The sequence below is a fragment of the Rasiella rasia genome, from assembly GCF_011044175.1.
Lineage (GTDB): Bacteria > Bacteroidota > Bacteroidia > Flavobacteriales > Flavobacteriaceae > Marinirhabdus > Marinirhabdus rasia.
Genome location: NZ_CP049057.1, coordinates 1,209,905 through 1,217,668, shown reverse-complemented (window position 1 = coordinate 1,217,668; position 7,764 = coordinate 1,209,905). Strand labels below are relative to the sequence as shown.

Annotated in this window: 9 protein-coding genes; 7 read left to right on the top strand and 2 right to left on the bottom strand. The window is 37.3% G+C overall.

From position 1 onward, the window contains the following. The 7 genes from G5B37_RS05505 (at nucleotide 1) to G5B37_RS05475 (ending at nucleotide 5,596) form a co-directional block, all read left to right on the top strand. A complete protein-coding gene (locus G5B37_RS05505) occupies nucleotides 1–942 on the top strand; it encodes a PorP/SprF family type IX secretion system membrane protein (protein ID WP_164679066.1) in 942 nt (313 codons plus the stop codon). 14 nt (nucleotides 943–956) lie between these two features. Continuing rightward, a complete protein-coding gene (locus G5B37_RS05500) occupies nucleotides 957–2,894 on the top strand; it encodes an OmpA family protein (protein WP_164679065.1) in 1,938 nt (645 codons plus the stop codon). Between the two features lie 111 nt (nucleotides 2,895–3,005). Beyond that, nucleotides 3,006–3,524 (top strand): isopentenyl-diphosphate Delta-isomerase, encoded by a 519-nt coding sequence (gene idi / locus G5B37_RS05495; protein WP_164679064.1) that lies wholly within the window; start codon nucleotides 3,006–3,008, stop codon nucleotides 3,522–3,524. Further along, a complete protein-coding gene (locus G5B37_RS05490; RefSeq protein WP_164679063.1) occupies nucleotides 3,521–3,931 on the top strand; it encodes a 6-pyruvoyl trahydropterin synthase family protein in 411 nt (136 codons plus the stop codon). Before idi ends, G5B37_RS05490 begins: the two co-directional genes overlap by 4 nt. Before the next feature lie 6 nt (nucleotides 3,932–3,937). Continuing rightward, nucleotides 3,938–4,309 (top strand): hypothetical protein, encoded by a 372-nt coding sequence (locus G5B37_RS05485; protein WP_164679062.1) that lies wholly within the window; start codon nucleotides 3,938–3,940, stop codon nucleotides 4,307–4,309. A gap of 6 nt (nucleotides 4,310–4,315) precedes the next feature. Continuing rightward, on the top strand, nucleotides 4,316–5,290 hold the full coding sequence (locus tag G5B37_RS05480) for a type I phosphomannose isomerase catalytic subunit (protein WP_164679061.1): 975 nt from the start codon (nucleotides 4,316–4,318) through the stop codon (nucleotides 5,288–5,290). Between the two features lie 39 nt (nucleotides 5,291–5,329). Further along, nucleotides 5,330–5,596, top strand: a complete 267-nt coding sequence (locus G5B37_RS05475) for a hypothetical protein (protein WP_164679060.1) — start codon at nucleotides 5,330–5,332, stop codon at nucleotides 5,594–5,596. A 2-nt stretch (nucleotides 5,597–5,598) separates the two neighbouring features. On the opposite strand, the gene G5B37_RS05470 is transcribed toward G5B37_RS05475, so the two are convergent. Both G5B37_RS05470 and G5B37_RS05465 read right to left on the bottom strand, forming a co-directional pair. After that, on the bottom strand, nucleotides 5,599–6,300 hold the full coding sequence (locus tag G5B37_RS05470; RefSeq protein ID WP_164679059.1) for a DUF4369 domain-containing protein: 702 nt from the start codon (nucleotides 6,298–6,300) through the stop codon (nucleotides 5,599–5,601). 114 nt (nucleotides 6,301–6,414) lie between these two features. After that, nucleotides 6,415–7,752 (bottom strand): DUF819 family protein, encoded by a 1,338-nt coding sequence (locus G5B37_RS05465; RefSeq protein ID WP_164679058.1) that lies wholly within the window; start codon nucleotides 7,750–7,752, stop codon nucleotides 6,415–6,417. Between the last annotated feature and the right edge of the window lie 12 nt (nucleotides 7,753–7,764).

Here is a 7,764-nt window from a genome sequence, read left to right as displayed (position 1 = left end):
ATGAAACACAGTTATTTTACACTTTTGGTTTTAGCCCTTGTGACCACCGTATCGGGATGGGCACAGCAAGATGCGCAATACACCCAGTATATGTACAACACGCAAGTGGTTAACCCAGCATATTCAGGTTCTAGAGGTGCCCTTAGTTTTGGTGCCTTATACAGAACGCAATGGGTTGGCTTTGAAGGAGCTCCTAAAACAGGAACTTTCACAGTGAACTCACCTATAGGCTCATTAGAAAATATGGGACTCGGATTGTCTATCGTTCGCGACGAGATTGGTCCAGCCATAGAATCTAACGTAAATATAGATTACGCGTATAGTATAAATACTTCAGAAACTGCCGAATTACGTTTCGGATTAAAAGCTGGTGTTGATTTATTAGATGTAGATTTCACGAAACTAAATATCTTCGATAATAATGATCCGAGGTTTCAGAATAATATAGATAATAAACTACAACCTCAAATTGGAGCTGGAGTGTACTATAACACTGATAAATTCTACGCAGGACTTTCAGTGCCAAACTTCTTAACAACAAAACATTACGACGAAAGTAATATCAATAACCTTGACAATGCAACCGTTGCTGCAGAGAGATTACACTATTTCTTAATTGCAGGGTATGTATTTGACTTAAGTGAAAACCTCAAATTTAAGCCCGCTACCTTAGTAAAGGCAGTGAGCGGATCGCCATTACAGTGGGATGTATCGGCCAACTTCCTTATCAACGAGAAGTTTACCTTGGGAGCTGCCTATCGCTGGAGCGCTGCATTTAGTGCGCTAGCAGGATTTCAGGCTAGTGACAGTATCTTTATTGGTTTTGGATATGATTACCAAACTACCGATATCGAACAATTTAGTGATGGGTCTTACGAAATCATGCTTCGCTTCGATATCTTTAAGAAACCAGAACGTGTACTAACACCAAGATTCTTCTAAAAAAAATATAATTCATGAGGACAGTTACATTATTAAAAAAACTTGTTTTAACAGTATTGGTGCTATTAGTAACTAGTACTGTTTTTTCACAGAAAAAACAAGTAGAAAAAGCAAACAAAGAGTTTGACAAGTATTCGTATATCGATGCACGTGAAATCTACTTAAAGGTAGTGGAAGATGGATATGAGTCTGCTCAAATTTTTAAGAATCTTGGAGATACGTTCTATTGGAATAGTGACTATGATAATGCCGCTAAATGGTATCAGAAACTCATTGCAAATTATCCTTCAGAAGTAGAGGCAGTCTATTATTACCGTGCTGCTCAATCTCTAAAAAGTCTTGGGAAATACGAAGACTCAGACAAACTAATGGATCTTTATGCTGCAGTAGGTGGTGATGGACTCATAGTTCAAAACTATAAGGATGATCCAAATTATCTAGAAAGCATTGCCTTTAAAGCGAAAGGCTACGAGCTTGAAAAAGTATCAATTAATACAGAGTACTCAGATTTTGGCCCTTCGTATTATGGAGATAAATTAGTATTTGCTTCATCTACAAAAAAATCTGAAGGTGCTAAAAACTTCGAATGGAACGATCAGCCCTATCTTGATCTTTTTGTTGCAGATATGGATGCAGAAGGAAGACTTTCTAATGCCACCGATTTATCTGGAGAAATTAATACTAGATACCACGAATCATCAACTAGCTTTTCTAAAGATGGGAAGACAGTATACTTTACTAGAAATAACTTTATTGATGGTAAAAAAGGAAAAGATAAAAACAAAACCATTCGTTTAAAGCTGTACAAAGCAACTACAAATGGGGATAATGTTTGGACTAATATTCAAGAACTACCATTTAATAGCAAAGAGTATTCTGTTGCACACCCAGCCTTAAGTTTAGACCAAAAACGCTTGTATTTCTCTTCAGATATGCCAGGAACGCTTGGTATGAGTGATTTATGGTATGTTGAAATTCAAGGTGATAATAGTTACGGCGAACCTGTAAACCTAGGCCCAGGAATTAATACTGAAGCACGAGAATCTTTCCCATTTATTAGTGATGCAGGTAATATGTATTTTGCTAGCGACGGTCGTGCTGGTCTAGGTGGATACGATATTTACGTAACACCACTTGACGCCGATGGTATGCCAGGTGAAATTTCAAACTTAGGAGAGCCAGCAAATAGTAATCAGGACGATTTCGGATTTATTATTAGAGAAGAAAAGCGTATTGGATACTTGTCTTCAAACAGAGATGGAAATCGTGGTAGTATAGATGATGAAATCTACCGAGTGCAAGAAAAATGTGAAATTATCTTGAATGGAACTGTTTTCGACGTAGACTCAAACAAATTACTTCCGGGTGCTGTGGTACAACTACTAGATGAAAATAACGGACTTGTAGAAGAGGTGACTGTTGGAGAAGATGCAGCATATCAATTTATGGCATCTTGTGAATCTACTTATTCTATTCGAGGGGCAAAAGATCGCTATGCACCATATGAAACTCAAGTGGTTACTCCAGATAAGACTAGCGAGATAACAGTGCCAGTGCCGCTTAAATTAATAGACCCTTGTCCTCCAAACGACTTAGGATGTAGATTGAAATTACAACCAATTTATTTCGATTTCGATCGCTATAACATTCGTCCAGATGCTGCTGTAGAGTTAGCTAAGATATTAGCAGCAATGCAAAAATATCCAGAACTTATCATTCATATAGAATCACATACAGATTCTAGAGCTCCGTTTAAATATAACGAGCGCTTAAGTGAAAAACGTGCACAATCTACACTTAATTGGTTAGTAGATAAAGGCATCGATAGAAGTAGGTTAACCGCTAAAGGATACGGAGAAAGACAATTGGTGAATCAATGTGCCGACGGTGTAGAATGTACCGAAGAAGAACACCAATTAAACAGAAGATCTATGTTTATTATTCAGAATTAGAATAGGGGAATTCTAAACTGAATTTTATTTAAACGTTCCATATCTTTTTATGGAACGTTTTGTTTTGTAATAGACCTATTTCGTATTTTTGAGAAAAAAGAACGAATTGCTATGGTAGAAGAACAAGTAATACTTGTAAATGAAAAAGATGAGCAAATAGGCCTCATGCCTAAACTTGAAGCCCATGAAAAAGGTGTTTTGCACAGGGCGTTTTCAGTATTTGTTTTTAACGAACAAAACGAATTAATGCTTCAACAAAGAGCCTTGCACAAATACCATTCTCCAGGATTATGGACCAACACTTGCTGTAGTCACCAACGCGATGGAGAGTCGTCTATAGAAGCAGGAGAACGAAGATTACAAGAAGAAATGGGCTTTACAGTGCCACTTAAAGAAACCATTTCTTTTATCTACAAAGCACCCTTCGATAACGGACTTACAGAACATGAGTATGATCATGTGTTGCTAGGGACCTATAATGATGCACCAGCTATTTGTGAAGATGAAGTTGCCGACTGGAAATGGATGCCCTTAGATGTTGTTAAAGATGATATTGCACTACGACCAGAACTGTACACAGAATGGTTTAAAATTATTTTCGAGAAGTTTTACAAATCCTTAGTCTCATGAGTTTAACTGTATATAGGAAAGCCCATTTTAATGCAGCACATCGTTTGTATAGAAAAGAATGGGACGATGCTAAGAATTACGAAGTCTTCGGAAAGTGTAGCAATCCACTATACCACGGTCATAACTATGAGTTAGAAGTAGGGGTTTCTGGAACTATAGACGATGAAACTGGCTTTTTAATTGATTTAAAGATTTTAAAAGAGCTTATTGAAACCGAAGTTGAAATTCCCTTCGATCATAAAAATCTGAACGAAGAAGTACCAGAGTTTAAAACTTTAAATCCAACGGTAGAGAACATTGCAATTGTTATCTGGAATAAATTACGCGCTAAACTAGCCAAGCACTACGATATTTCAGTAAAACTCTATGAAACACCCAGAAATTTTGTGGTGTACACAGGTAAGTAAGCGTAGATGTTAAGAACTATAATGATCCTTGTCTTTACTTGCATACTCACTTGGAGTTGTAGTGAAAACGTAAATAAAGAAATAGACATAAATGACTATTATGAAACTCAAGGAGTTATTACCAAAGTGAATCCTGCAATAGTTAAGGGGCAGAGACATTTATCGAGCTATTATTTTACGTATATCGATACCGATTCAACAATGAAGCATGGAACTGAAAAATATATAGAGACGCGAATGCGAGTTGGGAAAGGGTCTCCTGTTACAATCATGATTCACAAAGAAGACAGTTTAGATATGTTCATTGATCGATTAGGAGTTTTTTATGAAAATTCTTGGTCGATATTACAGAAAAATTTAGAGAAGACCAGCGATTAAAAACCAATGACAAGATTTCCGCTATACCCACTAAAATTTACACCCGAGCTTAAAGAAAAAGTTTGGGGTGGATCGCAGTTGGTTTCTTGTCTTAATAAAGAAGGTCAGGGTGTACTTGGAGAAAGTTGGGAGATTTCTGGCGTAGAAGGTACAATCTCTAAGGTAGCTACAGGTACATTAAAAGGAAAACAACTAACTGAGATTATCGCAGACTACAAAGAAGCGCTGGTAGGAACTTCTGTATACGCAACGTATGGAAATGAATTTCCATTGCTCTTTAAATTTATTGATGCTCAACAAGATCTTTCCGTACAACTACATCCTAATGATATATTGGCTAAGAAGCGGCATAATTCATTCGGAAAAACTGAAATGTGGTATGTTTTAAAGGCAAGCGGTGATGCTAGACTTATATTAGGTTTTAATAAAGAAGTTACCAAAAAGCAATATGCCGAAACTTTAGCGGCAGGACAGATTACATCTCTACTACAATCTAAAAAAGTATCTAAAGGAGAATCTTTTTTTATAGCACCCGGTACCGTCCATGCTATTGGGGCAGGTGTGTTGCTTGCTGAAATTCAACAAACTTCAGATATTACCTATAGAATCTACGATTGGGACAGACCCGATACAGATGGTCAATTAAGACAATTACATACAGAAGAAGCTTTAGAGGCAATCGATTTTAAAAACCAGCCCTCGAAAATTGAATACAGCGATTGCGAAAACACGAGAGTACTGCTTAAGGCTTGTCCTTATTTTGTGACACATAAATTACAACTCACAGAAGACTTTGTTGTTAGCAATTTTAAAGAAAATAGCTTTAAAGTATACATGTGTGTAGCTGGAGAAGCTTCTGTTTTATTTGAAGGTGAGCATGTAGCGATTAAAAAAGGAGAAACGGTACTCATTCCGGCATGCTGTAAGCACTATGTTTTTGAAACTGAAAACGCTACACTTTTAGAGGTGTACATTCCGTAGATATTTGTACCTTGCGCCCATAATTTTAAACTAAAAATCATGGCGAGTGTACGCGATTTAAAAAGAGATATTAACTACGTATTAGGCGACATAATTGAAGCTGTTTACATTTGGGAGCTTACAAATCCTGAAAAGGATACAAAGAAATCTCAAGCAATTATTGATGAGGCGATTGAAACTTTTGACGACCTTATTGTAAAAGTAAACGACCGAAGTGCTGAAAATAAAAAGGCACACTTTAAGGCTGTAAATGCCGAGTTAGAAACACGCGGTAGAAAACTAATAGATGAAATAAACAGCCTGTAACATTAGTTTGCAGCCTGCTGTTTTATAAGAGACTCCAAATCCATTCCGTATTTGGAGTTTTTTATGTTTTGAGGTAAAGTGCTGTAGACTGTATCTAAGTATTTTTGAGTAATTCCCTGAATTTCGTTTACCATAATGTAAGGTGAAATTTCATAATCTTTTTGCGACAAGGCATAATTTACAGATGCTAAATACCTACTACGCAAAACACTTTCTTCCTGTTTTTGTAATACATTAAATACCGAATCATTTTTTTCGGCCAATGCTTTTAGTTTTAAGGAAACAATGTCTAAGTTTTTATTGGCAAAACGCTGCATTAAATCTTTATATTCCTCAAATTTTTCGTGATTTTGAGAACCTGTAACGTTGTATTCTGCACCAAATTCCTCTAAGGTTGTTGTGATAGTAAGTTCTCCTTCTTCAGCAAAAAAGGGAATTCGCTCGTCTAGCAAATCTCCATTTTTTAAACGTAGATATAGAAATAACAACTGCGGACTAGGAACAGCTACTGAGAATTCAAAATTTTCATCGCCTGTCATTGCAACAGAATCCATCGAAACGAGAACAGAATCTTCAATTTTCTGAAGAATTAAGGTTCCTTTTTTAAGACCATCTACAGTTCCGGTAAGTTTCATTTCGTTTTTAGGAGCACAGCTAGTCAATGCTAATAGTGCGATGCATATAGTGAGGAAGTTGAATTTCATATAAGTAGTTATGATTATAACCTAGCTTTTAATAGAACTAGGAATTATAGAACAAGTTGGCAAAGATGCAAAATTAAGCAGACTAGTTAAGTTTCAGAATAAAATTTAGATAAATTATCCGCCTGCAACTAAACGCATCATTACCGTACAAAGAACTGCGCCTAATGTACCAATTGCGTAACCAAAAACTGCCAGCAATACACCAACAGTAGCTAATGATGGGTGAAATGCTGACGCTACAATAGGGGCAGAGGCCGCTCCTCCAACATTCGCTTGACTTCCAACTGCTAAGAAGAAATAAGGTGCGCGAATTAATTTTGCAACAAGAATGAGTAATCCAGCATGAATGGCCATCCAAACAAAGCCTACAGTAAGTAGTCCGGGGTTGTCAAAAATTTCCATTATATCAATCTTCATTCCGATACTTGCTACAAGTATGTAGATAAATATACTACCAATTTTACTGGCTCCAGCACCTTCATAATTTCGCGCTTTTGTATACGAGAGTATGATCCCGATAATGGTAGTAATAGAAACCATCCAGAAAAAGCTTGAGCTTAAAAAAGTAAGTGAATTACGCGCAATTCCTGGGTCTAGACCTTGTACAAAACCTTCAAAAGCTTGGCTCAAGTATCCCGCACCAAAGTGCGCAAAACTTACAGTACCAAAAGCAATTCCAGCTAAAATCATATAATCTGTGAGGGTAGGATTACGCTCTACTTTTTTCGAATATGTGGCGACTTTTTCTTTTAGACTTTCAATGGCAGAAGTATCTGCCTTTAACCACTTGTCTATGCGAGCCGCTTTTCCTATACCTATTAAAAGTATCGCCATCCACACGTTGGCAACTACAATGTCTACAAAAACCATTTGCCCGTATTGGCTAGGGTTAAACTGATATACTTCCAGCATAGCTGCTTGGTTAGCACCTCCGCCAATCCAGCTTCCTGCCAAGGTAGACAGACCACGCCACACTGCATCTGCGCCAACGCCTCCAACCGTTTCTGGCGAAACAAGCCCAATAAGTAATACTGCAACAGGCCCTCCTAGAATGATACCTATGGTACCCGTAAAAAACATAATAAGGGCTTTGGGGCCTAGATTGAAAACTGCTTTAAGATTCATACTCAAGGTCATTAATACCAAAGCTGCTGGTAATAAATAACGACTTGCCATATAGTATAGGCTTGTACTTCCTTCTACAACCTCTCCATTGTCTTGAACAGTGGTCCATTCTGGTGCTATAAGCCCGGCCGATGTTAGGATGGCTGGGATGAGATAGGCCATGAAAAGTGCAGGAACTATTTTATAAAACTTAAACCAGAACCCTTGTTTTTTGTGCGAGGTGTAGAAAATCAACCCTAAGGCAATCATTAACAATCCAAAAACAATGGTGTCGCTGGTAAAAAGGGGCGTTGTGTCTTTTATGGTTTCAGTAATAGTATCTTGCATGGTATTGTAGTT